Genomic DNA, 21,702 nt, shown 5'->3' with positions numbered 1-21,702 from the left:
CGATGTCCGATCCCGTCGAGGTGCTTGAGTTCTGGCTGCACGAGGTCGGCCCGGACGCCTGGTATGCGGGGGGCGACGAAATCGACGGCCTTTGTCGCGAACGTTTCGCCGATCTCTGGCAGGCGGCGCACGACGGGGGGCTGGAGCACTGGGTCGACGGTACGGTCGGCACGCTGGCCTATCTGATCGTGACCGACCAGTTTCCGCGCAACATCCACCGGGGAACGGCGCTGGCCTTTGCGACTGACGCAAAGGCACTGGCGGCGGCGCGGAAGTCTGTCGCCGAAGGCTGGGACATGAATGCTCCGGAACCTGAACGGCAGTTCTTCTACATGCCCTTCGAGCATTCCGAAGACCCCGCCGATCAGGCGTTGGCCGTCCAGTACCTGACGGAACGGCTGTCCTCCGACCCTGAGATGGCGCTGCACGCGCGGGCGCATCAGGAAGTGATCCGGCGCTACGGCCGCTTTCCGACGCGCAACGAGCAACTCGGGCGGGTCAGCACGCCCGAGGAGCAGGCCTATCTGGATGCTGGTGGCTACATGGCGCTGGTCAAGGCGATGAGTGGGTCGGGGCAAAGCCATGCACCCGATGCATGAGGCCACGGCAAGGCCTTTGTTGCTTGGCCTTAGAGAATAGTTTAAGGGCAAACTACTTTTCCTGGGAGGGGACAGATGGCCAGCCAAAGCTTCGACGTGATCGTGATCGGCGCAGGACCGGGGGGCTATGTCGCCGCCATCCGCGCCAGCCAGCTTGGCCTGAAAGTCGCCATTGTCGAACGTGAGCACCTGGGCGGTATCTGCCTGAATTGGGGCTGCATCCCGACGAAGGCCATGCTCCGCAGCGCCGAGGTCTTCCACCTCATGCACCGCGCCAAGGAATTCGGGCTGAAGGCCGACGGCATCGGCTACGACCTGCCCGCCGTCGTCGCGCGCAGCCGTGCCGTGGCCAAGCAGCTTTCGGGCGGCATCGGCCATCTGATGAAGAAGAACAAGGTCACCGTCTTCATGGGGGCCGCGACCCTGCCGAAGAAGGGCACCGTTTCGGTCAAGACCGACAAGGGGACCGAGGAGTTGACCGCCAAGTCGATCATCCTTGCCACCGGCGCCCGTGCGCGCGAGTTGCCGGGGCTGGAGGCGGACGGCGATCTCGTCTGGTCCTACAAGCATGCGCTTGTGGCGTCCCGGATGCCGAAGAAGCTGCTGGTCATCGGTTCGGGCGCGATCGGCATCGAATTCGCCAGCTTTTTCAACACGCTGGGCTCGGACACCACCGTCGTCGAGGTGATGGACCGTATCCTGCCGGTGGAAGACGCCGAGATCAGCGCCTTTGCCAAGAAGCAGTTCGTGAAGCAGGGGATGAAGATCCTGGAGAAGGCCGCGGTCAAGAAGCTGGACCGCAAGCCGGGCGTCGGCGTCACCGCGCATATCGAGCAGGACGGAAAGGTCACCACGCAGGACTTCGACACCGTCATCTCGGCTGTCGGTATCGTGGGCAACGTGGAGAACCTGGGGCTCGAGGCCCTGGGCGTGAAGATCGACCGCACCCATGTCGTCACCGACGAGTACTGCCGCACCTGGGTCGAGGGGCTTTATGCCATTGGCGACATCGCAGGCGCGCCCTGGCTGGCGCACAAGGCGAGCCATGAGGGCGTCATGGTTGCCGAGCTCATCGCCGGCAAGCATCCGCATGCGATCAAGCCGAACTCGATTGCGGGGTGCACCTATTGCCATCCGCAAGTGGCCAGCGTCGGCCTGACGGAAGAAAAGGCGAAGGCAGCGGGTTACCAGATCAAGGTCGGCCGCTTCCCCTTCATCGGCAACGGCAAAGCCATCGCGCTTGGGGAACAGGAGGGTCTGGTCAAGACCATCTTCGATGCCAAGACCGGCGAGCTTTTGGGCGCGCATATGGTCGGCGCCGAAGTGACCGAGCTGATCCAGGGTTACGTTGTCGGCCGATCCTTGGAGACCACCGAGGAAGACCTGATGAACACGGTCTTCCCGCACCCGACCCTTTCCGAGATGATGCACGAGGCAGTGCTCGACGCCTACGGCCGCGCACTGCACATCTAGGGGCGGTCGGGGTAGAGGTCGTAAAGCACCCCGTCGATCAGCACCCGTTCGGCCTTGACCACAAGCTCGGCAGGGTCGGCGGAGCGTTTGCCGCGCACCGTGATCTCGACCCCCGGGGCCAGCATCGCATCCATCAGCCCGGCGCGTTCATTTCGCCACGGCTGGCCGACCTCGACAATCCAGGCTTCACCATTGGCGGTCACGGTCAGGAGGCCATGGGGGTTGCCAAGCTCGGCCTTTTCGATGACCCTGGTCAGCTCGAAGGTTCCGTCGGCAGTCCAGCGCCAGCCGTGATGGGCAAGAGCGGGCAGGGCGGGCAGGGTGGCGACAAAGGCAAGAAAGGCGCGTCGGGTGGGCATGACGATACTCCTTTTGCCTTAGAGCTAGGCGGTAGGGCGCAGCCGGCCATTCACAATCCGGTATAGGCGATCCAGCGCCCGGCCAGGATCGCCCCGGACCATAGGGCAAGGGATAACGCGGCCATCAGCCGCTGGGGTGCGTGGTGCCAGAGGTGGAAGGCGGCGGCGTTCGCGCAGGCCGTGCCGATCAGGATCAGCTTCAGTTGAAAGGCCGGGTTCGCGGCGTAGAATCCCGCGCGGGGCAGGAACAGGAACACCCCGCTCGTCACCGCGACGACCAGACCCCAGCGGATCACCGGAAGTGCAAGGGTCAGCGCCTGCCCGCGCCAGAGGGCGAGGTGATGGACGATCAGCGCGCCGAAAACTGTGCCGAGCCCCGCCACATGCAGGGCCGAGATCGCCGGGTAGAGCCGGATCGAGCTGCGCACCGCTCGAGAAACCGGCCAGCCTTCAAGCATCGTCCAAAACTCGTTCACGCGTCCGGGCCTTTTCCAACGGGGTCCTGCCGGGGCAGATGGGGCCGGGGTGCGGATGCGGCAAGGGCGGATGACGGCTGGCCTTGCCGGGGCGGGCAGGCTACCACAGCGCCATGCGACCGCTTCCCCCGATGATCCTTGTCCTCCTCCTCTGGTGCGCCGGCCTTGGCGCTGCGGCACAGTTCGGGAAAATCTCGATCCATTTCGAAACCTTGCGCAGCACTTATGGCGATCATGGCGAGGTCGCGCTTGGGCTGGTCGTTTCCATCGTGGGCATGGTCGGGCTGATCTTCGGCACGACGGCGGGGCTTCTGGTGGCGCGGATCGGCCCCCGACGGGCCATCGTGGCGGCGCTGGTTGCCGGGGCGGCCATGTCGGCCGTGCAGTCACTGATGCCCGCCTATCCCCTGATGCTTGCGTCCCGCGTGGTCGAGGGCGTGTCGCATCTTGCCATCGTGGTCGTCGGGCCGACGATGATCGCCGCCCTTGCGCCCGAGGCGCGGCGTCCGCTGGCGATGACGCTCTGGTCCAGCTTTTTCGGCGTCACCTATGCGGTTCTGGCGGTGATCGGCCCGGTGACCTCGCCTTCTGGCCTTTTCCTCGGCCATGCTGCCTATCTTGCTGCTCTGGCCGCGATCCTTGCCTTGGCGCTTCCGCCCGACCCGCGCGGTGAAGTGCCGGCAATGGACAACATCCTGCACCAGCACGCGCGGATCTACGCCTCGCCCCGGCTTGCCGCCCCGGCGATGGGCTTCTGCTGCTATACCTTCCTTTACGTCGCTGTCCTGACGCTTCTGCCGCCCGAGACGCCGGAGAGCCACCGCGCGCTGATCGCGACGGGGATGCCGCTGGTTTCCATCGCCGTGTCCCTGACGCTGGGGGTGCGCCTCCTGAGCCGGATGTCGGCGGTGCGGCTGGTGCAATTGGGCTATGCCGCGGCAATCCCGGGCTTCCTGATCCTCTGGGCCTTCTGGGGGCAGGGGGCAGGGATGGTGGCGGGAGGGTTCATCCTGTCCGCAGCGCTCGGGATCGTGCAGGGGGCAAGCTTTGCCTCGATCCCCGAGCTGAACGCCACGGCGGATGACCGCGCCCGTGCCTCCGGTGCCGTGGCGCAGCTGGGCAACCTGGGCACGACGACCGGCACCCCAGTCCTGGCGGCGCTGCTGGCAGCTGCGGGGCCGCCAGCATGGGCGCTTGCTGCCGTCGGGCTATGCGCCGCCGGTATAGGCGTGCACGCTTGGCAAGCGGGCCGGCGCGCACGTTTGGGCTAAGGTAGGATCAGAACGGAACGACCTTGCCGCCGCCCGATTTCCAATCCCCAAGCCCGCCAAGGTTGCTGACCGGCCCGTAGCCAAGGTCAGACAAGAGCTGCGCCGCCCGCGCCGAACGCGCGCCCGACGCACAGTAGACGACGATCGGCACGCCCTTCCGGATCGCCACGTCGGGCTGACGGGGATCGGCCTTCAGGGGCAGGACCGACAGGGGCAGTACAAGGGCACCAGCCGCCTTGCCGGAGGCCTGGACCTCGGCGATTTCGCGGACGTCGATCAGCAGCATCTTCTCGTCGGCGACCTGGGCTGCAACCTCGGCAACTGAAGGCGTGGCGGCAGGGGCAGGCGAGCGGAACATGGAAAACATGAGGACTCCTTTCTAGAACGACACAGATATACGGATTGAAAGGTGACAATACAATGTGGCCGGGTCACCATTTCTAGTTCACTTTTCGTTCACAAATTCCGATTGGAGACTCACCGGAAACGCCCTATGTCTTGCCCCTGCACCTGAGGGGTCGGTCATGGCGGAACAGAAGTTCATCGAGGTGCGGGGCGCCCGCGAGCATAACCTGAAGTCGGTTGACGTCTCGATACCGCGCGATCAGCTGGTGGTGATCACCGGGCTTTCAGGGTCAGGGAAGTCCAGCCTTGCCTTCGACACGATCTATGCCGAGGGCCAGCGGCGCTATGTGGAATCGCTGTCGGCCTATGCACGGCAGTTCCTCGACATGATGGGCAAACCCGATGTCGATCACATTTCCGGCCTGTCGCCCGCGATTTCCATCGAGCAGAAGACCACCTCGAAGAACCCCCGGTCGACCGTCGGCACGGTGACCGAGATCTACGATTACCTGCGCCTGCTCTTCGCCCGCGTCGGCACGCCCTACAGCCCCGCCACCGGTCTGCCGATCACCGCGATGCAGGTGCAGGATATGGTGGACGCCGTGATGGCGATGCCGGAAGGCACCCGCGCCTACCTGATGGCTCCAATCATCCGGGACCGGAAGGGCGAGTACAAGAAAGAGTTCCTTGATCTCAGGAAGCAGGGCTTCCAGCGCGTGAAGGTGAACGGCACTTTCCATGAGCTGGAGGAGCCGCCGACGCTGGACAAGAAGTTCCGCCACAACATCGACGTGGTGGTCGACCGGATCGTGGTGCGCGAGGGGATCGAGACCCGCCTTGCAGACAGCTTCCGCACCGCGCTGAACCTTGCCGACGGGATTGCCGTGGTCGAACTGGCAGACTCGAAGGAAGGCGAAGACCCGCAGCGCATCACCTATTCCGAGAAGTTTGCCTGCCCGGTTTCCGGCTTTACCATCGCCGAGATCGAACCGCGCCTGTTCAGCTTCAACGCCCCCTTCGGCGCCTGCCCGGTCTGCGACGGGCTGGGGATGGAGCTCTTCTTCGACGAACGGCTCGTTGTCCCCGACCAGAACCTGACCCTTCTGCAAGGCGCCATCGCGCCCTGGTCCAAGTCGAAGTCGCCATACCTGACCCAGACGATGGAGGCCCTGTCCCAGCACTATGGCTTCAACCTCAAGACGAAGTGGAAGGACCTGCCCGACACCGTGAAGGACCTCTTCCTGCGCGGGTCGAAGGGCGAGGAGATCCAGTTCCGCTATGACGAAGGCGGCCGCGTCTACCAGGTCAAGCGGGTCTACGAGGGGATCATCCCCAACATGGAACGCCGCTACCGCGAGACCGACTCGGCGTGGAGCCGCGAGGAAATGGAGCGCTACCAATCCAACCGCGCCTGCGGCGCCTGCGGCGGCTACCGCCTGAAGCCCGAGGCGCTGGCGGTGAAGATCGCGGGGCTGCATATCGGGCAGGTGGTCCAGATGTCGATCACCGAGGCCTTCTCCTGGGTCGAGGGCGTCGCCGATACGCTGACGAAACAGCAGAACGAGATCGCCCGGGCGATCCTGAAGGAAATCCGCGAACGGCTTGGATTCCTTGTGAATGTCGGCCTGAACTACCTGACGATGAGCCGCGCCGCGGGCACCCTTTCAGGCGGCGAATCGCAGCGTATCCGGCTGGCGTCACAGATCGGAAGCGGCCTGACTGGCGTGCTCTACGTCCTCGACGAACCCTCGATTGGACTCCACCAGCGCGACAATGACCGGCTTCTGACCACGCTGAAGAACCTGCGCGATGCGGGGAACACCGTGCTGGTCGTCGAGCATGACGAAGAGGCGATCCGCGAGGCCGATTATGTCTTCGACATGGGGCCGGGTGCCGGGGTCCACGGCGGGCGCGTGGTCAGCCACGGAACCCCGGCCGAGGTGGCCGCGGACCCCGCCAGCATGACCGGGCAGTATCTTTCCGGGGCGCGCGAGATCGCCGTGCCCAAGGCGCGCAGGAAGGGCAACGGCAAGACGCTGACCGTCGTGGGCGCAACAGGGAACAACCTGAAGAACGTGACGGCCGAGTTCCCCCTGGGCAAGTTCGTCTGCGTGACCGGCGTGTCGGGGGGCGGAAAGTCCTCGCTGACCATCGAGACGCTCTTCAAGACCGCCGCCATGCGCCTGAACGGCGCGCATGAGACGCCCGCGCCCTGCGAGACGATCAAGGGGTTCGAGCATCTCGACAAGGTGATCGACATCGACCAGCGCCCCATCGGGCGCACGCCGCGGTCCAACCCTGCGACCTATACCGGGGCCTTCACGCCGATCCGTGACTGGTTCGCCGGCCTGCCGGAATCCAAGGCCCGCGGTTATGAACCGGGTCGCTTCAGCTTCAACGTCAAGGGCGGGCGCTGCGAGGCCTGTCAAGGCGATGGGGTCCTCAAGATCGAGATGAACTTTCTGCCCGACGTCTATGTCACCTGCGAGACCTGCAAGGGACAGCGCTACAACCGAGAAACCCTGGAAGTGAAGTTCAAGAACAAGAGCATAGCCGACGTTCTTGACATGACCTGTGAGGATGCGCGCGACTTCTTCCTGGCGGTCCCGGCGATCCGGGAAAAGATGGACGCGCTCTGCGAGGTGGGGCTTGGCTATATCAAGGTCGGCCAGCAGGCGACTACGCTTTCAGGGGGGGAGGCGCAGCGGGTGAAGCTGTCGAAAGAGCTGAGCCGCCGGGCCACGGGCCGCACGCTCTACATCCTCGACGAGCCCACTACCGGCCTGCATTTCGAAGACGTGAGGAAACTGCTGGAAGTGCTTCATTCCCTTGTGGAACAGGGGAATACCGTCGTGGTGATCGAGCACAACCTCGACGTGGTCAAGACCGCCGACTGGGTGATCGACATCGGTCCCGAAGGTGGCGATGGCGGCGGGCGGATCGTGGCAACCGGGACGCCTGAGGACGTGGTCAGGGTCGAGGCAAGCCATACGGGGCGTTATCTTAAGCCCATGCTGAAGCCGCGCCGGATGGCGGCCGAGTGACGCCGTGAAGGTCCTCAAGGCGCTCCTCATGCTCGTCGGGGTTCTCGCGGCTCTGCTGGCGCTGGCCTTCATCTGGCTTGCGATCGGCGTCCATGTTTCCGGCCCTTGGCAGGTTCTGGCGAAAGGGGCGGTGGTCCTTTCGCTCTTCTGGGTGCTTTGGGGCGTCTGGCAGTGGCGGCCATCCATCCCCTTCGGCGTCGCTGCGGGCATCGCATTGATCATGACCGTCTGGTGGTCGTTCGTGCCGGCCCTGAACGACCGTGACTGGGCGCCCGAGTACGCCCGGACACTGACCGCCACGATCGACGGCGATCGTGTCACGCTGGAGAATGTCCGCAATTTCCGCTGGCAAACCATTGATAAAGCCGAAGAATCCTGGGAGACGCGGGTGTTCGATGCCTCGGCCATCACCTCGGTCGATGTCTTCACCTCGGTCTGGGGGAACCCGAACATCGCGCATGTCATGGTCAGCTTCGGCTTCGCCGATGGCCAGCACATCGCCTTTTCCGCCGAGACGCGGCGGCGTGTGGGGCAGGTCTATTCGACCTTCGGCGGCTTTGTCCGCGAGTTCGAACTGACGCTTCTTGCGGCGGATGAGCGTGACCTGATCTGGCTGCGTACCGACCTGCGCAAAGAACGGGTGTCGATCTTCCCGCTGACCCTGACGCCGGACATGCGGCGAGAGCTCTTCCTCGCCTTCGCGGCTTTCGCGGATGACCTCGAACGGCAGCCGCAGTGGTACAACACGGTTCTGGACAACTGCACGACCGTGCCCCTGCGTATTGTCCGAACCCTCAGCGACAGGGTTCCGCTTGACTGGCGCATCCTCGCTTCGGGTCGTCTGCCGGCCTACCTCTTCGACCTGGGCGTGCTCCGCCCCGACCTCGGTCTGGCCGAGGTCGAGGCGAAGGCTGTGCTGCCCGTCTTTGGCCCATGGCCCGAGGATGGCCTGGCTTATTCCCGGGCGATCCGCGCGGGCTGGGGGCCTTAGGCTTTTTTCATCGGGCAGGTGGACAGGCCCAGAACGGAATAGGCCGGGCAGGTGGCGAAAAGTCCGGTCAGGATCGGCACGATCCCGATCAGCTTGGCATAGTGCCAGAAGCCGCTGCCCTGATCCACGAAGAACCACAGGAGAAGGGCAGCGCCCACCACCACGCGGAGAACCCGGTCGATGGTTCCGACATTCGTCTTGAACATGATCTGTCCTTTCAGGTCTGGATGTTCTGTGACCCCTTTTGCCCTGACGGACCCGAGTCGGTCTGTGACGTGGTCACACAGCCTGTTCGGCCAGCCGGCGCAGCTCCTCCGGTTCACGGAGCCGGACATGACCACGCTCTACCGAGACCCAGCCCAGGCGCTCGAAGGCCTCAAGCCGGCGCGAGACGACCTCGCGGGCGCTGCCGATCCGGGCGGCAAGCTCGGCCTGCGTCGCCTCGACAAGGTCATTCGCGGCAAGGTCGATCAGGGCGCCCGCCAGCCGCACCTCCACCCGGCCAAAGGCGACCTGTTCCAGAAGGTGGGTCAGCTCCGCCATGCGCTGTCCGAACGCAGACAGGATGAAGCGGCGGAAACCTTCGTCGGTATCAAGCAGGCGCTGGAAGAGAGGCCGCGGGATCAGCGCCACCTGCGCGTCCGTCGCGGCCATCGCCTCGCCCGAATAGGGCTCACCTCCCATCAGGCCCAGCGTCGTCTGAACGCAGCTTTCACCGGGTTCGACGGCGTAAAGCAGGATCTCGCGCCCCGAAGCCGAGGTCAGCCGCACCTCGATCCGGCCGGAAAGCACAATGACGAAGCCCTGCGCCATGTCGCCCGGACGAAACAGAACCGCCCCCCGCGGAACGTCGCGCGCGGGCAGGGCGGCAAGGGCAGTGCGGCTTTCGGCTGAGATCGGCAGGCTGTCGGTCCACATGGGACCGACAGTGCTTGGCTTTGACGGCTCAGTCCAGCGCCTTGAAGTTCAGGCTGGCACCTTCCTTGATACCGCTGAACCAACGGGCCGTGACCGTCTTCGTCTTGGTGTAGAACCGGAAGGCATCCGGACCATACTGGTTGAGGTCGCCGAAGGCCGACCGCTTCCAGCCGCCGAAGCTGAAGTATGACAGCGGCACCGGGATCGGGAAGTTGATCCCCACCATGCCCACGTTCACGCGGGACGCAAAGTCGCGCGCCGTGTCGCCATCGGCAGTGAAGATCGCGGTGCCGTTGCCGTATTCGTTGTCCATCACCAGCTTCAGCGCCTGGTCGTAGGACTTGGCGCGCACGGTCGACAGGACCGGCCCGAAGATCTCCTGCTTGTAGATCTCCATCTCGGGCGTCACGTGGTCGAACAGCGACGGGCCGACGAAGAAGCCCTTCTCGTAGCCCTGCATCTTGAAGCCGCGGCCATCGACCACCAGCTTCGCGCCCTGTTCGACACCCGAATCGACGAGGGAAAGAATGCGATCCTTCGCCGCCTGGGTGATGACGGGGCCGAAATCCACATCATTTCCAGCGGTATAGGGGCCGACCTTCAACTTCTCGATCCGCGGCACCAGCCGTTCGATCAGCGCGTCCGCCGTCTTGTCACCCACCGGCACCGCGACCGAGATCGCCATGCAGCGCTCGCCCGCCGCCCCGTAGCCCGCACCGACCAGCGCATCCGCCGCCTTGTCGAGGTCGGCATCCGGCATGATGATCATGTGGTTCTTTGCCCCGCCAAAGCACTGCGCGCGCTTGCCGTTCGTCGCGGCACGGCCATAGATATACTGCGCGATCGGGGTCGAACCGACAAAGCCGATGCCCTGGATGGTCGGGTGGTCCAGAATACCGTCAACCGTTTCCTTGTCGCCATTGATCACCTGCAGCACGCCATCCGGCAGCCCCGCCTCCTGCAGAAGCTGCGCAAGGTAAAGCGAGGTCGACGGCACGCGCTCGCTCGGCTTCAGGATCATCGCGTTGCCGCAGGAAAGGGCCGGAGCCATCTTCCAAAGCGGGATCATCGCAGGAAAGTTGAAGGGCGTGATGCCCGCCACCACGCCTAGGGGCTGGCGCATCGCGTAAAGGTCGATGCCGGGGCCGGCCGAATCCATCATCTCGCCCTTCAGCATCGCCGGGGCGCCCATGCAGACCTCGACGACTTCAAGGCCACGCTGCACGTCGCCCTTGGCGTCCGGGATGGTCTTGCCGTGTTCGCGCGCGACCAGTTCGGCCAGCTTGTCCATGTCGCGGTTGATCAGCGCGCCGAAGGCCATCATCACCCTTGCGCGGCGCTGCGGGTTCGTCGCGGCCCAGCCGATTTGGGCCTTCGCGGCTTCCTCGATAGCGTGGTTCAGTTCTGCCGCCGTCGCCAGGGCCACTCGCGCCTGCTGTTCACCCGTGGCCGGGTTGAAGACTTGGGCATAGCGGCCCGACGTGCCTGCGACGAGCTTGCCGTTGATCCAGTGACCGATGTCCTGCATGGAATCCTCCCAAATGTGCTGCCCGGCTTTTACTCTTGCACAAACGCCAGACAAAGCGGCAAATCCTCAAAAGTGTTTTGCAGGAATGCAGCGAGCGACGAAAAGCGAAGCGCATGAGGAGCTTTCATGGATTGGGATGACCTGCGCGTGTTCCTTGCCGTGGCCCGCACGGAAAGCCTGTCGGCGGCAGGTCGACGCCTGAAGATCGACCCCGCCACCGTCGGCCGCCGCATCGCCCGGCTGGAGGAGGTGACGGGCGCGCGGCTTTTCAGCAAGTCACCCCAGGGCTATGCCCTGACCGAGGCGGGCGCGCGCCTGCTTCCGCATGCCGAAATGGCCGAACGCGCGGCCCTCGCCGCCGGCGAAAGCCTCTCTGGCCCAAGTGGCCTGACCGGCCTCGTCCGGCTTGGCGCGCCCGACGGATGCGCGAACTATCTTCTGCCGCAGGTCCTCGCCCGGATCTGTGACGCGAACCCCGGCCTCGAAGTCCAGATCGTGGCACTGCCCCGCGTCTTCAACCTGTCGAAGCGCGAGGCTGACCTTGCCATCGGCGTAAGCCGTCCCGAGGCAGGCCGCCTGACCGTGCAGAAGCTGACCGACTACCGCCTGCACCTGGCCGCCAGCCGCGATTACCTTGACCGCCACCCGCTGACTGACCCGGCCGACCTGCGCCAGCACCGCTTTGTCGGCTATATCCCCGACATGATTTTCGACAAGGAACTCGACTACCTGGCCGAGATCGGTGCCGGACCGGCAGCCCTGACCTCGAACTCGGTCTCGGTCCAGCTGAACTGGCTGCGCCATGGGGCAGGGGTGGGCATCGTGCATGACTTCGCCTTGCCCGCAGCGCCCGAACTGGTGCGTGTCCTGCCGGACAAGATCAGCCTGACCCGCGCCTTTTGGCTGATCCGGCACCAGGACGATGCACGGCTTGAGCGCCTGAACCGGTTTTCGGACCAGCTTCTGCGCGAGGTCCGGGCCGAGATCCAGCGGCTCGAGACCTGGGATTGGTCGGAAGAACCGACTTCATGACAGTCTCTTGACAGACTCAGGCCCCGGTCCGACCCTGACCCTCCGCTCTGGAGGAGGGCCAAGATGACAGTTCAGCAGATCCTTAAGGTCAAGGGCGATGCGCCCGTGGTGACGGTGCCGTCGACGGCCTCGCTGTCCGAGGTTGCACAAGTCCTGTCTGCGCGGCGTATCGGTGCCGTGGTCGTATCGGATGACGGCGTCCATCCGCTGGGGATTCTTTCGGAACGGGATATCGTGCGCGAACTCGGGCGGCGGGGTGTCACCTGCATGTCCGACCAGGTGACCGGGGTGATGACATCGAAACTCGTGACCTGCACCCGCGGCGATCGCTTGACCGATGTCATGCAGAAGATGACCGACGGCCGCTTCCGGCACCTCCCGGTGATGGAGGGCGAAAAGATGGTCGGCGTCATCTCGATCGGGGACGTGGTCAAGATCCGTCTGGATGAACTCGCCATGGAAAAGGAAGCCCTCGAAGGCATGATCAAGGGGTTCTGATCGCCAGGCAACGGCACCGCTTCCCCCTTGCGCGGGGCAGGGCGATGCTGTTGCTTGCGCCATAGGGCGGGGCTACCGGAGGATATTCATGCGCATCGGGCTTTATCCGGGCACCTTTGATCCGATCACGCTTGGCCATGTCGACATCATTCAGCGGGCGATGGCACTGGTCGACCGGCTGGTGATCGGGGTGGCAATCAACCGCGACAAGGGCCCGCTCTTTTCGCTGGAAGAACGCGTTGCAATGGTCGAGGCTGAAATCCGCGCAATCACCCCGCGGACTGGGGGGGAAATCGTCGTCCACCCGTTCGAGAACCTGCTGATCGACTGCGCCCGCGATGTAGGGGCCAGCATCATTATCCGCGGCCTGCGGGCAGTGGCGGACTTCGAATACGAATTCCAGATGGTCGGCATGAACCGGGCGCTCGATTCCAGCATCGAGACGGTGTTCATGATGGCCGATGCGCGGCGGCAGGCCATCGCCTCGAAACTGGTGAAGGAAATCGCCCGCCTCGGCGGCGATGTGTCAAAGTTCGTGACGCCCCCGGTGGTCGAGGCGCTGGCCCGCAAGTTCGCGTAGGGTGCGCCACAGCGCACCGCGATCCTGAAACGCAAAAGGGGCCCGAAGGCCCCCGCGTCGTCGGTCGCTTTGGTCTACCCTCAGGCAGCCTTGCCGTAGACAGCCTCACGCGCGATCTTCTCGGCGTCGCCGGGGTAGATGCCGATATCCAGCGCCACATCCGTGGGCAGGTTGGCAATCTCGTCACGCGTCGCGCGATAGCGGGCATAGTTGCCGGCGGCGGTCTTCAGCATGTCGAACACGGTAATCATCACTTTCTTCCTTTCAGTCCGGGGTCTCTTTGTCCTCTCCGGATGATGTGAAGATAAGGGTTGCGTTAGCGCAAACAACGACCACGGCCGTGATGCGGCCATGCGCCGGCTGCATGGCTTCTCCAAACGAAATGGGCGCCCGAAGGCGCCCGATCCCATGTATTTCAAGCCGTTCAGATCAGCTTGCCCATCGCAACCGCCGTGTCAGCCATGCGGTTCGAGAAGCCCCATTCGTTGTCATACCAGCTCAGGATCGACACGAAGGTCCCGTCCATCACTTTGGTCTGGTCCATGTGGAAGACCGACGAATGCGGGTCATGGTTGAAGTCCGACGACACCAGCTTTTCGTTGGTATAGCCAAGGATGCCCTTCAGCGGACCATCCGCTGCGGCCTTGATCGCAGCGTTGATCTCGTCGACCGTGGTCGCGCGCTTGGCGATGAACTTCAGGTCCACCACGCTGACGTTCGGCGTCGGCACGCGCATCGCAAAGCCGTCAAGCTTGCCCTTCAGCTCGGGCAGCACCAGGCCCACCGCCTTCGCCGCCCCGGTCGAGGTCGGGATCATGCTCAGCGCCGCCGCGCGGGCGCGGTACAGGTCCTTGTGCATGGTGTCGAGCGTTGGCTGGTCGCCGGTGTAGCTGTGGATGGTGGTCATCATCCCTTTCTCGATCCCGATCGCGTTGTGCAGCACATGCGCAACCGGGGCGAGGCAGTTCGTCGTGCACGAGGCGTTCGACACCACGATGTCGTTCTTCGTCAGCGTGCCATGGTTCACGCCGTAGACGATGGTCTTGTCCGCACCATCGCCGGGGGCCGAGATCAGCACCCGCTTCGAGCCGTTCTCGAGGTGCGGCTGCACCTTTTCCTTCGAGGTGAAGATGCCGGTGCATTCCAGGACGACATCGACGTCCGACCACGGCAGCTCCGCCGGGTTCTTGATCGCCGTCACCCGCATCGGCCCACGGCCCACGTCGATCGTGTCCGCGCCCGTGGTGACCGTCGCCGGAAACTTCCCGTGCACCGAATCGTAGCGAAGAAGATGCGCGTTGGTTTCCACCGGCCCAAGGTCATTGATAGCGACGACCTGAATGTCGGTCCGCCCCGATTCCACGATGGCCCGCAGGATGTTGCGGCCGATGCGACCGAACCCGTTGATGGCGACTTTGACCGTCATGATCTTTCCTCCGTAGGATGCGACTCAGGTCGCTCTGTTAGCGGTAACATCCACCGATGCCCGCCGATTGCAACCACAGTTTGACGCGCTTAGCGCCAGAAGGCCATATACTCGATCAGGGCAACAAGCTTTTGCATCAAGAAGACCAGCGCCGACGCCTCGTTCAGAACGATGTCCAGACCCACTGCGGTAAGGATCACCAGCCCAAGATACAGAGCGACGGTATTGGACATGGCACCCTTTCCCGACCGGCCCAGTCGCCCATCTATACGCCAAATCCGAAGATCGGGTGAAGGGCTTGCCGTGACGCGTGATGGCCAGCAAAGTGCCAGCGTCGGCCGCTGCCCGGGAGCAATCGCATGAGCGGACTACTCGCCCTTCTCGACGACGTGGCCGCCATCGCCAAGGTGGCGGCAGCTTCGGTTGACGACATCGCCGCCGCAGCAACGAAAGCGGGCGCAAAGGCCGCCGGGGTGGTCATCGACGACGCTGCGGTGACCCCGAAATACGTCCACGGCTTCTCCGCCGACCGTGAGCTGCCGATCATCTGGCGGATCGCCCGCGGCTCGCTTTTCAACAAGCTCATCATTCTTCTGCCCGCGCTCCTCGCGCTGGATCATTTCCTGCCGCAAGCGATCACGCCGCTTCTGATGCTGGGCGGTGCCTATCTCTGCTTCGAAGGGGCCGAGAAGGTCGTCCATGCCTTCGCCCCCCATGCCGACCACGCGGTCGAGGCCGACTTCGACACACAGGACCCGACCCATCTGGAAGAGGCCAAGGTCAGGGGCGCGATCAAGACCGATTTCATCCTCTCGGCCGAGATCATGACCATTGCGCTGGCCACGATCGAAAGCCCCAGTTTCTGGCTGCAGGCCGCGACGCTGGCCGTGGTCGGGGCGGCCATCACCTTCGCCGTCTACGGCGCGGTGGCGCTGATCGTGAAGATGGACGACGTGGGTCTGCATCTTGCCGCCACAGGCCGGACGGGCTGGGGCAGGGCGTTCGGGCGCGGGCTCGTCAAGGGAATGCCGAAGCTCATGGCCTTCCTCTCAACCGTGGGCACGGCCGCCATGCTTTGGGTCGGCGGCAACATCGTGATCCACGGTCTGGAAGTCACGCATCTATGGGCCTGGCCCTATGAGACGATCCACCACTTCGCCGAAACCGTGGCCCATGCCGTCCCGGCGGCGCAGGGCTTCGTCTCCTGGGTGGTCACCGCCACGCTGGACGGCATCTTCGGCCTGATCCTCGGCCTCGCCCTGATCCCGCTTGCCACCAGGATCATCGGTCCCCTCGTCAGCCGGTTAGGCGGCAAGGCCTCGGGCGCGCATTAGATCGGCAGGCCCCGCAGCGGCAGCCCGCCCCCTGGCCGCTCAGACCAGCCCCAGCACTGCGTCGCTGGCTGATTCTCCATACTTCTCGGCAGGGGGCCAGGGCCGTTGCCGCCAGTCCGGCTCGAAGGCAAAGCTTGACCGGGTCCGGCCGGGCAACAGGGCTCCGTTTCCGGCGCCAAGCGCGTAGTCATAATAGCACTTGATGATTTCCTCCCGGCTGACCTGCCGGGCAGCCGGATGGTCGAGGCAGGCATCCCGCCAGCGCCGAACCCGGTCGAACCGGCCGTCTGGCGGCAGATCGAAGCCCTCGTAATAGTCAAGGAACCAGAAGCGCATGAACACCGGGGTATAGACCGCCTCGGCCAGGCCGAAACAGTCGAACAGGAACGTCCCCTGCGGGTTGTGCAGCATGAGGAACCGGTCGATCTCGGCGTAAAGGTCCAGAAGCTTCTGCCTCAGGCCCTCGGCCTTGTCGCGGTCCTGGTTCATCACGAAGATGTAGCCCGCCGCGATGAAGGGCCCCTCGCGCGAGATCAGCAGCTGCTCCACCGCATGCTCATAGGGGTCCGGGCGGCGCAGGGCCCCGCCCGGCACGGTTTCATCAAGGTAGTTCAGGATCACCAGGCTTTCCTTCAGGATGCGCCCATCCGGCAGCTCAAGCACCGGCAGCGCGGTCGTGCCTTGCGTCTTGCGCAAGAGTTCGGGATCGCGCGGCCTGGTGATGTCCACCACGCGGAACTCTACCGCGTCCGGCTGGCCCTTGAGCGCAAGCAGGATCTCCAGCCGCTGGGAAAAGGGGCAGACGGGAATGTGGTGGACGATGGGCTTTTCGGACATCTCTGGTGCCTTTCCTTGATTGCCTGCAGTCCTTACTCCGCGCCGAGCGGCGGGCCGGTGAATTTCAGGTGATGCGCCCGGGCCGAGGCCTCGATCTCTGCCATGTCCTCGGGGATGCTGTACTGTCCGCGCGCCATGTCGGCGAAGAAGCCTTCGAATCCTCCGGGCGTCAGGATCACCAGATGGCGGCTCGGCTGGTCGCCGATGACGCGAAAGGTATGCTCCTTTCCGCGCGGCACGAACGCCGTCTCGCCCGGCCCCTTCACAAAGTGCGCACCCTCCAGCCAGAATTCGCACTGACCGGTCAGCAAGATGAAGACCTCGTCCTCGCGCTCATGGACATGGCGTGGCGGACCGCTGCCCGCGGGCGCCGTGGTATCGACGATCGACATGGTGCCACCTGTCGCCTCGGTCGTCAGGATCGTCTGGTAGGTGACGCCAAGCCACTCCAACACGTCTCCGGTCCGGATGGTATCCTTCATGGGTTTCCTCCCCCTTGAGAATGGGATCAACCGCCTGATCCCTGCTGACAGGACTACGTGACCGCGATACATATGATAAATCGATTGTTCCTATATCAGGTATCCATCCGATGAATTTGCGCAGCTTCGATCTGAACCTGCTTCTGGTGCTCGATGCGCTCTTGCGCGAAGGCTCCACCATCAAGGCGGGCGAGCGGGTAGGCCTGTCGCAGCCGGCGGTGTCTGCGGCGCTGGCACGGCTTCGGCATGCCCTGGATGATCCCCTGTTCATCCGCCACGGGCAGGGGATGGTTCCGACCGATTTTGCCCGGGCGCTCGCCATGCCCCTCAGGGCCGAACTGGATCGGCTGGAGGCGCTTCTGGCCCCGCCACCGACCTTTGACCCGTCGCAGGCGATGATGACCTTCCGCCTTGCCGGCAGCGACTTCTTCGGCGAACTCCTGATGCCCGCCCTCGCGCCGCAGCTGACCACAACCGCACCCGGCGTGGGTGTACAACTGGTCGATCTGGTGCCTGACAAGTATGTCGACTCGCTGGAACGCTATGAGGCCGACATCGCGCTGATCCCCGACGAAGACCTGCCGGACTGGCTGGAAAAGCGGCCGCTCTTCCGGTCGCCGTTCACCGTGATTTCGCGAAAGGACCACCCCGCGCTGACCCGGGCCGCACTTGGCCCGGGCGATGCCATGCCGCTCGACCTCTTCTGCGACCTGTCGCATGTTCTGTTCTCACCGCAGGGCAACATGAAGGCCATGACCGACACCGCCCTGGCCCGCATCGGTCGAAGCCGCCGGGTGGTCATGTCTCTGCCGACATTTGCCGGTGTCTGCCGGACCGTCAGCCGCAGCGACTGCGTCTCCATGGTGCCGCTGCAGTTCGCGCAGGCGGTGGCGGGCTATCTTGGCCTCGACCTCCATGCGCCGCCCATGCCGATGCCCAATCCCCTGATTGTCGCTGCGTGGCACCGGCGCGCCTCGGCCAATCCCGCGCATCGCTGGATGCGCGGCCTGATCGCCGGTATTCTCGAGCCGCTGGACGTGCCGGAACCGGACTGAAGGGCAGGGGATCTAGCCCAGAAGGGCCCTGACCTTTGCCACGGTGGCTTCGGCGGTAATGCCGAATTCCTGGTACAGCCGCTCCATTGGGGCCGAGGCGCCGAAAGAGGACATGCCGACGAAACCGGCCTTCGCCTCACGCCCCCGCTCGCCCAGAAGCCAGCGGTCCCAGCCTTGCCGGACACCGGCCTCGATCGCCACGCGCACCGGCCCGGCAGGCAGCACGCGCTTGCGCCAGGCTTCGTCCTGCGCCGCGAAAAGCTCCATCGATGGCATGGACACCACGCGGGTGCCGATCCCCTCGGCCTCCAGCGCAGCGCGCGCCTTCAGCGCGATCTCGACCTCGGACCCCGTCGCGATGAGGATCACCTGCCGCTTGCCCGTCGCCTCGGCCAGCACATAGGCCCCCTTGGCAACCATGTTCTGCGCGGTATGGGCCTTGCGGACCGCCGGCAGGTTCTGCCGCGACAGCGCCAGCACGGTCGGCCGGGTCTTTTCGGTCAGCGCAATCTCCCAGGCCTCGGCCACCTCGACAAGGTCCGCCGGACGGATCACCAGCGTGTTCGGCGTCGCGCGGCTGATCGCCAGATGCTCGACCGGCTGGTGGGTCGGGCCATCTTCGCCCAGACCGATCGAGTCATGCGTCATCACGTAAACGACCGGCACACCCATCAGCGCCGAAAGCCGCATCGAGGGACGGGCATAGTCGGTGAAACACATGAAGGTCCCGCCGTAAGGCCTTACACCGCCATGCAGAACCATCCCGTTCATCGCCGCTGCCATGCCATGCTCGCGGATGCCGAAATAGATGTAGCGGCCCTTGCGGTCCTCGGGCGTGAAGACGCCAAGATCTGCCGTCTTGGTGTTGTTCGAGCCGGTCAGGTCGGCCGACCCGCCGATGGTTTCCGGCAAGACCGGGTTCACAGCCGCCAACACCTTTTCGCTGGCCGCACGGGTCGCGATCTTCGGCGCATCGGCCACGGCCTGCTTCTTCACCGCGCGGATGGTCGAGGACAGCTTGGCCGGCGCCTCGCGGGAAAAGATGCGGGCGAATTCCGCCTGCTTGGCCGGGGAGAGGGCGGCCAGACGCGCGTCCCACTCGGCTCGGGCCTTGGCGCCCCGCGCGCCCAGCGACTCCCACCAGCGCTTCACGTCGCCGGGCACCTCGAACGGGCCGCCCGGCCAGCCATAGCCGTCCTTCGCCGCCTGCAGCTGCGCCTTGTCGGTCAGGGCGCCATGGCCTTTCGAGGTGTCCTGGGCCGCATGTCCCAGCGCGATATGCGTGGTGCAGGCCACAAGGGCAGGGCGGTGGCTGGCCTTGGCCGCCGTCAGCGCCCGGTCGATGTCCACCGGGTCATGCCCGTCACATTCGAAAACATCCCAGCCCGATGCCGCAAAGCGCGCCTTCTGGTCGGTCACGTCGGCAATCGAAACCTTCCCGTCGATGGTGATCCCGTTGTTGTCCCAAAGGACGATCAACCGCGAAAGCTGCTGTTTGCCCGCCAGACCGATCGCTTCCTGGCTGACGCCCTCCATCAGGCAGCCGTCGCCCGCGATGACCCAGGTGTAGTGGTCCTGCACCTTCGCCCCCCAGCGGGCGCGCAGGTTTTCCTCGGCAATCGCAAAGCCGACCGCGTTGGCAATCCCTTGGCCCAGGGGGCCGGTCGTTGTCTCGACGCCTGCCACGTGTCCGTATTCGGGATGCCCCGCCGTGATCGCGCCCCACTGCCGGAAGGCCTTGATCTGGTCCAGCGTCATGTCCTCGTACCCGGTCAGGTAGAGAAGGCTGTAGATCAGCATCGACCCGTGGCCGGCCGACAGGATGAACCGGTCGCGGTCCGGCCAGCGCGGGGCCTTGGGGTCGAACTTCAGGTGCTTCTCGAACAGGACCGTCGCCACGTCCGCCATGCCCATCGGCATGCCGGAATGCCCGGAATTCGCTGCAGCCACGGCATCCAGCGCCAGCGCGCGGATCGCGGTCGCGCGCATCCAGTGGTCGGGGTGGCGGGTGCGAAGGGTCTGGATGTCCACGGGCGGGATTCCTTTGGTCTTTGGGCGGCGTCACACGCGTCTAACCAGCGCCACAGGCAAGATCAAGCTTGCACCCCAAGGTATTGGCCGGAAAGGCCGGTCGCCTTTCCCTCGTTTCACGTTAAGATCGTTCGCGGGGACTGCGTCGGACGATTCGCAGCCACGTTCGGGATTGGTCGGTGCGGTCGGGGACGACGCGGGGAGAGTGGGTGGATGCAGGAGATTACCGAACTTGAAAAGCGGATCACGGCGGCGCTGGAGCGGATCGGCAAGGGTGTCGACCGGCTGGCGCAGCCCACGCGATCCGCATCTCAGGCCAGCGGGGCAGGCGAGGCCGCGCTGAAGGCCCGGCTCGAGGAAGAAAAGGCGCTGAATGCCCAGCTGCAGGAAAAGCTCCGCGCCGCTAAGGAGCGTGAACCGAAGGGCGATCTCCAGGACAAGATCGACCGCCTGACCCAGCAGCTTGATGTCCAGGGATTGGAGCTTCAGCGCATGCGCCGCACGGCCGCGGCGCTCCGTGACCAGCTTTCTGCCCTGCGCGCCGCCGAGGCCGCCAAGGTCGCCGACCCCAGCCTGATCAACAAGGCCATGGCGGTCGAGCTTGACGCCCTGCGCGCGCAGCGCCTGACCGAGGTGGCCGAGATCGACGAGATCCTAGCCGCCCTTGATCCCCATATCGCGGAGGCCGCACATGCCGGAGCTTGAGGTTCAGATCGGTGGACGCGGGTTCAAGGTCACCTGCCAGGACGGGCAGGAACACTTCCTGCGCTCCGCCGCCGCCATGCTCGATGCCGAGGTGGCGCCGCTTATCGGCCAGACCGCCGCGCGCCCGACCGACGTCAAGATGCTGCTGACCGCCGGCCTCATGCTGGCCGACAAGACCGCCGCTGTCGAGGACGAGCTGCGCGGCCTCCGCGCCCGGATCGCCGAGCTTGAGGCGCGGCCGACCGCCACCCGCGACGTGGCCGTCATCCCGCCCCAGGTGATCGAAACCCTCGCCGAGATCGCCGCCCGGGCCGAGGCTGTCGCCGCCCGGATGGACGAACAACGGTGATCCACCTCCGGCTGACCGGTGGTCTCTTGTTGCTCGTGGGCCTTTGCGCTTGTGTCTCCATGGAGACTGAACCGTCGGCGCGGGCCACGCCTCCCGCTTCGGGAACCGTCACCTATACCTGCGACGGCGGGCGCACCCTGGCCGTGACCTACGGGCGCGAGGGTGACGACGACATCATCACAATCAACCCGACGGGAGAAGGGAACGAGACCCTCATCTCCTTCCCCGTTGCCGAAGGCCTGGAATACTCCTGGCCCTCGGACGGCTCATATCACATCTGGGCGCTGAAAAACGGGACCGGCACGCTCAGCTACCGCGACGGCGAGCGCGGCACGACCACGCCCGTCCTGACCAACTGCCGCACCTGAC

General features: G+C 65.0%; 25 protein-coding genes. 13 read left to right on the top strand and 12 right to left on the bottom strand.

The annotated features are described in order from the left end of the window. Window positions 1-2: 2 nt before the first annotated feature. Window positions 3-599, top strand: coding sequence for a DUF924 family protein (locus AC2D9V_RS15425; RefSeq protein WP_484714975.1), 597 nt, complete (start codon window positions 3-5; stop codon window positions 597-599). A 75-nt stretch (window positions 600-674) separates the two neighbouring features. After that, a complete protein-coding gene (gene lpdA / locus AC2D9V_RS15420) occupies window positions 675-2,072 on the top strand; it encodes a dihydrolipoyl dehydrogenase (RefSeq protein ID WP_484714974.1) in 1,398 nt (465 codons plus the stop codon). Here the strand turns inward: lpdA and AC2D9V_RS15415 are convergent. Together AC2D9V_RS15415 and AC2D9V_RS15410 are read right to left on the bottom strand one after the other, a co-directional pair. Next, window positions 2,069-2,431: a DUF6152 family protein gene (locus AC2D9V_RS15415; protein WP_484714973.1), complete on the bottom strand. Its 363-nt coding sequence runs from the start codon at window positions 2,429-2,431 to the stop codon at window positions 2,069-2,071. The two genes, lpdA and AC2D9V_RS15415, sit on opposite strands and share 4 nt — an antisense overlap. A gap of 50 nt (window positions 2,432-2,481) precedes the next feature. Continuing rightward, window positions 2,482-2,907, bottom strand: coding sequence for a hypothetical protein (locus AC2D9V_RS15410; RefSeq protein ID WP_484714972.1), 426 nt, complete (start codon window positions 2,905-2,907; stop codon window positions 2,482-2,484). A 113-nt stretch (window positions 2,908-3,020) separates the two neighbouring features. Here AC2D9V_RS15410 and AC2D9V_RS15405 point away from each other — a divergent pair, with 113 nt between their 5' ends. Continuing rightward, entirely contained in the window at window positions 3,021-4,178 is a 1,158-nt protein-coding gene (locus tag AC2D9V_RS15405; RefSeq protein ID WP_484714971.1) for an MFS transporter, read from the top strand. A gap of 7 nt (window positions 4,179-4,185) precedes the next feature. Here AC2D9V_RS15405 and AC2D9V_RS15400 read toward each other — a convergent pair whose 3' ends face one another. After that, window positions 4,186-4,545, bottom strand: a complete 360-nt coding sequence (locus AC2D9V_RS15400) for a rhodanese-like domain-containing protein (protein WP_484714970.1) — start codon at window positions 4,543-4,545, stop codon at window positions 4,186-4,188. 157 nt (window positions 4,546-4,702) lie between these two features. Between AC2D9V_RS15400 and uvrA the strand changes: the two genes are divergently transcribed. Continuing rightward, entirely contained in the window at window positions 4,703-7,567 is a 2,865-nt protein-coding gene (gene uvrA / locus AC2D9V_RS15395; RefSeq protein WP_484714969.1) for an excinuclease ABC subunit UvrA, read from the top strand. 4 nt (window positions 7,568-7,571) lie between these two features. Next, complete coding sequence (locus AC2D9V_RS15390; protein WP_484714968.1) at window positions 7,572-8,558, top strand: Lnb N-terminal periplasmic domain-containing protein; 987 nt, start codon at window positions 7,572-7,574, stop codon at window positions 8,556-8,558. On the opposite strand, the gene AC2D9V_RS15385 is transcribed toward AC2D9V_RS15390, so the two are convergent. From AC2D9V_RS15385 to AC2D9V_RS15375, 3 genes are all read right to left on the bottom strand, one after another. Then, a complete protein-coding gene (locus AC2D9V_RS15385) occupies window positions 8,555-8,764 on the bottom strand; it encodes a YgaP family membrane protein (protein ID WP_484714967.1) in 210 nt (69 codons plus the stop codon). The genes AC2D9V_RS15390 and AC2D9V_RS15385 overlap by 4 nt on opposite strands. Before the next feature lie 73 nt (window positions 8,765-8,837). Further along, window positions 8,838-9,476, bottom strand: coding sequence for a Crp/Fnr family transcriptional regulator (locus AC2D9V_RS15380; RefSeq protein WP_484714966.1), 639 nt, complete (start codon window positions 9,474-9,476; stop codon window positions 8,838-8,840). Between the two features lie 28 nt (window positions 9,477-9,504). After that, the gene (locus AC2D9V_RS15375; protein WP_484714965.1) at window positions 9,505-11,004 is read right to left on the bottom strand and encodes a CoA-acylating methylmalonate-semialdehyde dehydrogenase; all 1,500 of its coding nucleotides are present in this window, start codon (window positions 11,002-11,004) and stop codon (window positions 9,505-9,507) included. Between the two features lie 126 nt (window positions 11,005-11,130). Between AC2D9V_RS15375 and AC2D9V_RS15370 the strand changes: the two genes are divergently transcribed. From AC2D9V_RS15370 to coaD, 3 genes are all read left to right on the top strand, one after another. Next, window positions 11,131-12,036 carry a LysR family transcriptional regulator gene (locus tag AC2D9V_RS15370; RefSeq protein WP_484714964.1) on the top strand — a complete coding sequence of 302 codons (906 nt, stop codon included), beginning with the start codon at window positions 11,131-11,133 and terminating at the stop codon, window positions 12,034-12,036. A gap of 63 nt (window positions 12,037-12,099) precedes the next feature. Further along, on the top strand, window positions 12,100-12,534 hold the full coding sequence (locus AC2D9V_RS15365; RefSeq protein ID WP_484714963.1) for a CBS domain-containing protein: 435 nt from the start codon (window positions 12,100-12,102) through the stop codon (window positions 12,532-12,534). A gap of 88 nt (window positions 12,535-12,622) precedes the next feature. Then, window positions 12,623-13,114, top strand: a complete 492-nt coding sequence (gene coaD, locus AC2D9V_RS15360) for a pantetheine-phosphate adenylyltransferase (RefSeq protein ID WP_484714962.1) — start codon at window positions 12,623-12,625, stop codon at window positions 13,112-13,114. 80 nt (window positions 13,115-13,194) lie between these two features. On the opposite strand, the gene AC2D9V_RS15355 is transcribed toward coaD, so the two are convergent. The 3 genes from AC2D9V_RS15355 to AC2D9V_RS15345 all read right to left on the bottom strand — a co-directional run bounded on the left by AC2D9V_RS15355 (window position 13,195) and on the right by AC2D9V_RS15345 (window position 14,773). Further along, entirely contained in the window at window positions 13,195-13,365 is a 171-nt protein-coding gene (locus AC2D9V_RS15355; protein ID WP_484714961.1) for a DUF1127 domain-containing protein, read from the bottom strand. 173 nt (window positions 13,366-13,538) lie between these two features. Next, window positions 13,539-14,540 (bottom strand): type I glyceraldehyde-3-phosphate dehydrogenase, encoded by a 1,002-nt coding sequence (gene gap, locus AC2D9V_RS15350; RefSeq protein WP_484714960.1) that lies wholly within the window; start codon window positions 14,538-14,540, stop codon window positions 13,539-13,541. A gap of 89 nt (window positions 14,541-14,629) precedes the next feature. Further along, entirely contained in the window at window positions 14,630-14,773 is a 144-nt protein-coding gene (locus AC2D9V_RS15345; protein ID WP_484714959.1) for a hypothetical protein, read from the bottom strand. A gap of 126 nt (window positions 14,774-14,899) precedes the next feature. Here AC2D9V_RS15345 and AC2D9V_RS15340 point away from each other — a divergent pair, with 126 nt between their 5' ends. Next, window positions 14,900-15,874, top strand: coding sequence for a DUF808 domain-containing protein (locus AC2D9V_RS15340; protein ID WP_484714958.1), 975 nt, complete (start codon window positions 14,900-14,902; stop codon window positions 15,872-15,874). A 39-nt stretch (window positions 15,875-15,913) separates the two neighbouring features. On the opposite strand, the gene AC2D9V_RS15335 is transcribed toward AC2D9V_RS15340, so the two are convergent. After that, a complete protein-coding gene (locus tag AC2D9V_RS15335; RefSeq protein ID WP_484714957.1) occupies window positions 15,914-16,711 on the bottom strand; it encodes a glutathione S-transferase family protein in 798 nt (265 codons plus the stop codon). A 32-nt stretch (window positions 16,712-16,743) separates the two neighbouring features. Beyond that, complete coding sequence (locus AC2D9V_RS15330) at window positions 16,744-17,193, bottom strand: cupin domain-containing protein (RefSeq protein ID WP_484714956.1); 450 nt, start codon at window positions 17,191-17,193, stop codon at window positions 16,744-16,746. Window positions 17,194-17,303: 110 nt separating this feature from the next. Between AC2D9V_RS15330 and AC2D9V_RS15325 the strand changes: the two genes are divergently transcribed. Further along, window positions 17,304-18,248: a LysR family transcriptional regulator gene (locus AC2D9V_RS15325; protein ID WP_484714955.1), complete on the top strand. Its 945-nt coding sequence runs from the start codon at window positions 17,304-17,306 to the stop codon at window positions 18,246-18,248. Between the two features lie 12 nt (window positions 18,249-18,260). On the opposite strand, the gene tkt is transcribed toward AC2D9V_RS15325, so the two are convergent. Further along, window positions 18,261-20,279 carry a transketolase gene (gene tkt, locus AC2D9V_RS15320; RefSeq protein ID WP_484714954.1) on the bottom strand — a complete coding sequence of 673 codons (2,019 nt, stop codon included), beginning with the start codon at window positions 20,277-20,279 and terminating at the stop codon, window positions 18,261-18,263. 213 nt (window positions 20,280-20,492) lie between these two features. Between tkt and AC2D9V_RS15315 the strand changes: the two genes are divergently transcribed. Genes AC2D9V_RS15315 through AC2D9V_RS15305 form a run of 3 tightly spaced genes read left to right on the top strand, consistent with a single transcriptional unit; the run spans window position 20,493 to window position 21,701 of the window. Next, the gene (locus AC2D9V_RS15315; RefSeq protein WP_484714953.1) at window positions 20,493-20,984 is read left to right on the top strand and encodes a hypothetical protein; all 492 of its coding nucleotides are present in this window, start codon (window positions 20,493-20,495) and stop codon (window positions 20,982-20,984) included. Continuing rightward, window positions 20,971-21,333, top strand: coding sequence for a cell division protein ZapA (locus tag AC2D9V_RS15310; RefSeq protein WP_484714952.1), 363 nt, complete (start codon window positions 20,971-20,973; stop codon window positions 21,331-21,333). The genes AC2D9V_RS15315 and AC2D9V_RS15310 overlap by 14 nt, the downstream gene beginning before the upstream one ends. 59 nt (window positions 21,334-21,392) lie before the next feature. Further along, window positions 21,393-21,701 (top strand): MliC family protein, encoded by a 309-nt coding sequence (locus AC2D9V_RS15305; RefSeq protein WP_484714951.1) that lies wholly within the window; start codon window positions 21,393-21,395, stop codon window positions 21,699-21,701. The last annotated feature ends 1 nt before the right edge of the window (window position 21,702 follow it).

It is taken from the genome of Tabrizicola sp. T46 (assembly GCF_057219895.1).
Note: the sequence above shows the minus strand (reverse complement) of the source record. Positions and strands in the feature narration are given on the sequence as shown.

Coding starts and splice junctions, on each gene's coding strand:
- gap (WP_484714960.1), bottom strand. CDS start 14,540: ATGACGGTCAAAGTCGCCATCAACGGGTTCGGTCGCATCGGCCGCAAC.
- coaD (WP_484714962.1), top strand. CDS start 12,623: ATGCGCATCGGGCTTTATCCGGGCACCTTTGATCCGATCACGCTTGGC.
- AC2D9V_RS15335 (WP_484714957.1), bottom strand. CDS start 16,711: ATGTCCGAAAAGCCCATCGTCCACCACATTCCCGTCTGCCCCTTTTCC.
- AC2D9V_RS15310 (WP_484714952.1), top strand. CDS start 20,971: ATGCCGGAGCTTGAGGTTCAGATCGGTGGACGCGGGTTCAAGGTCACC.
- AC2D9V_RS15315 (WP_484714953.1), top strand. CDS start 20,493: ATGCAGGAGATTACCGAACTTGAAAAGCGGATCACGGCGGCGCTGGAG.
- AC2D9V_RS15405 (WP_484714971.1), top strand. CDS start 3,021: ATGCGACCGCTTCCCCCGATGATCCTTGTCCTCCTCCTCTGGTGCGCC.
- AC2D9V_RS15425 (WP_484714975.1), top strand. CDS start 3: ATGTCCGATCCCGTCGAGGTGCTTGAGTTCTGGCTGCACGAGGTCGGC.
- uvrA (WP_484714969.1), top strand. CDS start 4,703: ATGGCGGAACAGAAGTTCATCGAGGTGCGGGGCGCCCGCGAGCATAAC.
- AC2D9V_RS15330 (WP_484714956.1), bottom strand. CDS start 17,193: ATGAAGGATACCATCCGGACCGGAGACGTGTTGGAGTGGCTTGGCGTC.
- AC2D9V_RS15340 (WP_484714958.1), top strand. CDS start 14,900: ATGAGCGGACTACTCGCCCTTCTCGACGACGTGGCCGCCATCGCCAAG.
- AC2D9V_RS15380 (WP_484714966.1), bottom strand. CDS start 9,476: ATGTGGACCGACAGCCTGCCGATCTCAGCCGAAAGCCGCACTGCCCTT.
- AC2D9V_RS15345 (WP_484714959.1), bottom strand. CDS start 14,773: ATGTCCAATACCGTCGCTCTGTATCTTGGGCTGGTGATCCTTACCGCA.
- lpdA (WP_484714974.1), top strand. CDS start 675: ATGGCCAGCCAAAGCTTCGACGTGATCGTGATCGGCGCAGGACCGGGG.
- AC2D9V_RS15355 (WP_484714961.1), bottom strand. CDS start 13,365: ATGATTACCGTGTTCGACATGCTGAAGACCGCCGCCGGCAACTATGCC.
- AC2D9V_RS15365 (WP_484714963.1), top strand. CDS start 12,100: ATGACAGTTCAGCAGATCCTTAAGGTCAAGGGCGATGCGCCCGTGGTG.
- AC2D9V_RS15325 (WP_484714955.1), top strand. CDS start 17,304: ATGAATTTGCGCAGCTTCGATCTGAACCTGCTTCTGGTGCTCGATGCG.
- AC2D9V_RS15400 (WP_484714970.1), bottom strand. CDS start 4,545: ATGTTTTCCATGTTCCGCTCGCCTGCCCCTGCCGCCACGCCTTCAGTT.
- AC2D9V_RS15375 (WP_484714965.1), bottom strand. CDS start 11,004: ATGCAGGACATCGGTCACTGGATCAACGGCAAGCTCGTCGCAGGCACG.
- AC2D9V_RS15370 (WP_484714964.1), top strand. CDS start 11,131: ATGGATTGGGATGACCTGCGCGTGTTCCTTGCCGTGGCCCGCACGGAA.
- AC2D9V_RS15415 (WP_484714973.1), bottom strand. CDS start 2,431: ATGCCCACCCGACGCGCCTTTCTTGCCTTTGTCGCCACCCTGCCCGCC.
- AC2D9V_RS15385 (WP_484714967.1), bottom strand. CDS start 8,764: ATGTTCAAGACGAATGTCGGAACCATCGACCGGGTTCTCCGCGTGGTG.
- AC2D9V_RS15305 (WP_484714951.1), top strand. CDS start 21,393: ATGGAGACTGAACCGTCGGCGCGGGCCACGCCTCCCGCTTCGGGAACC.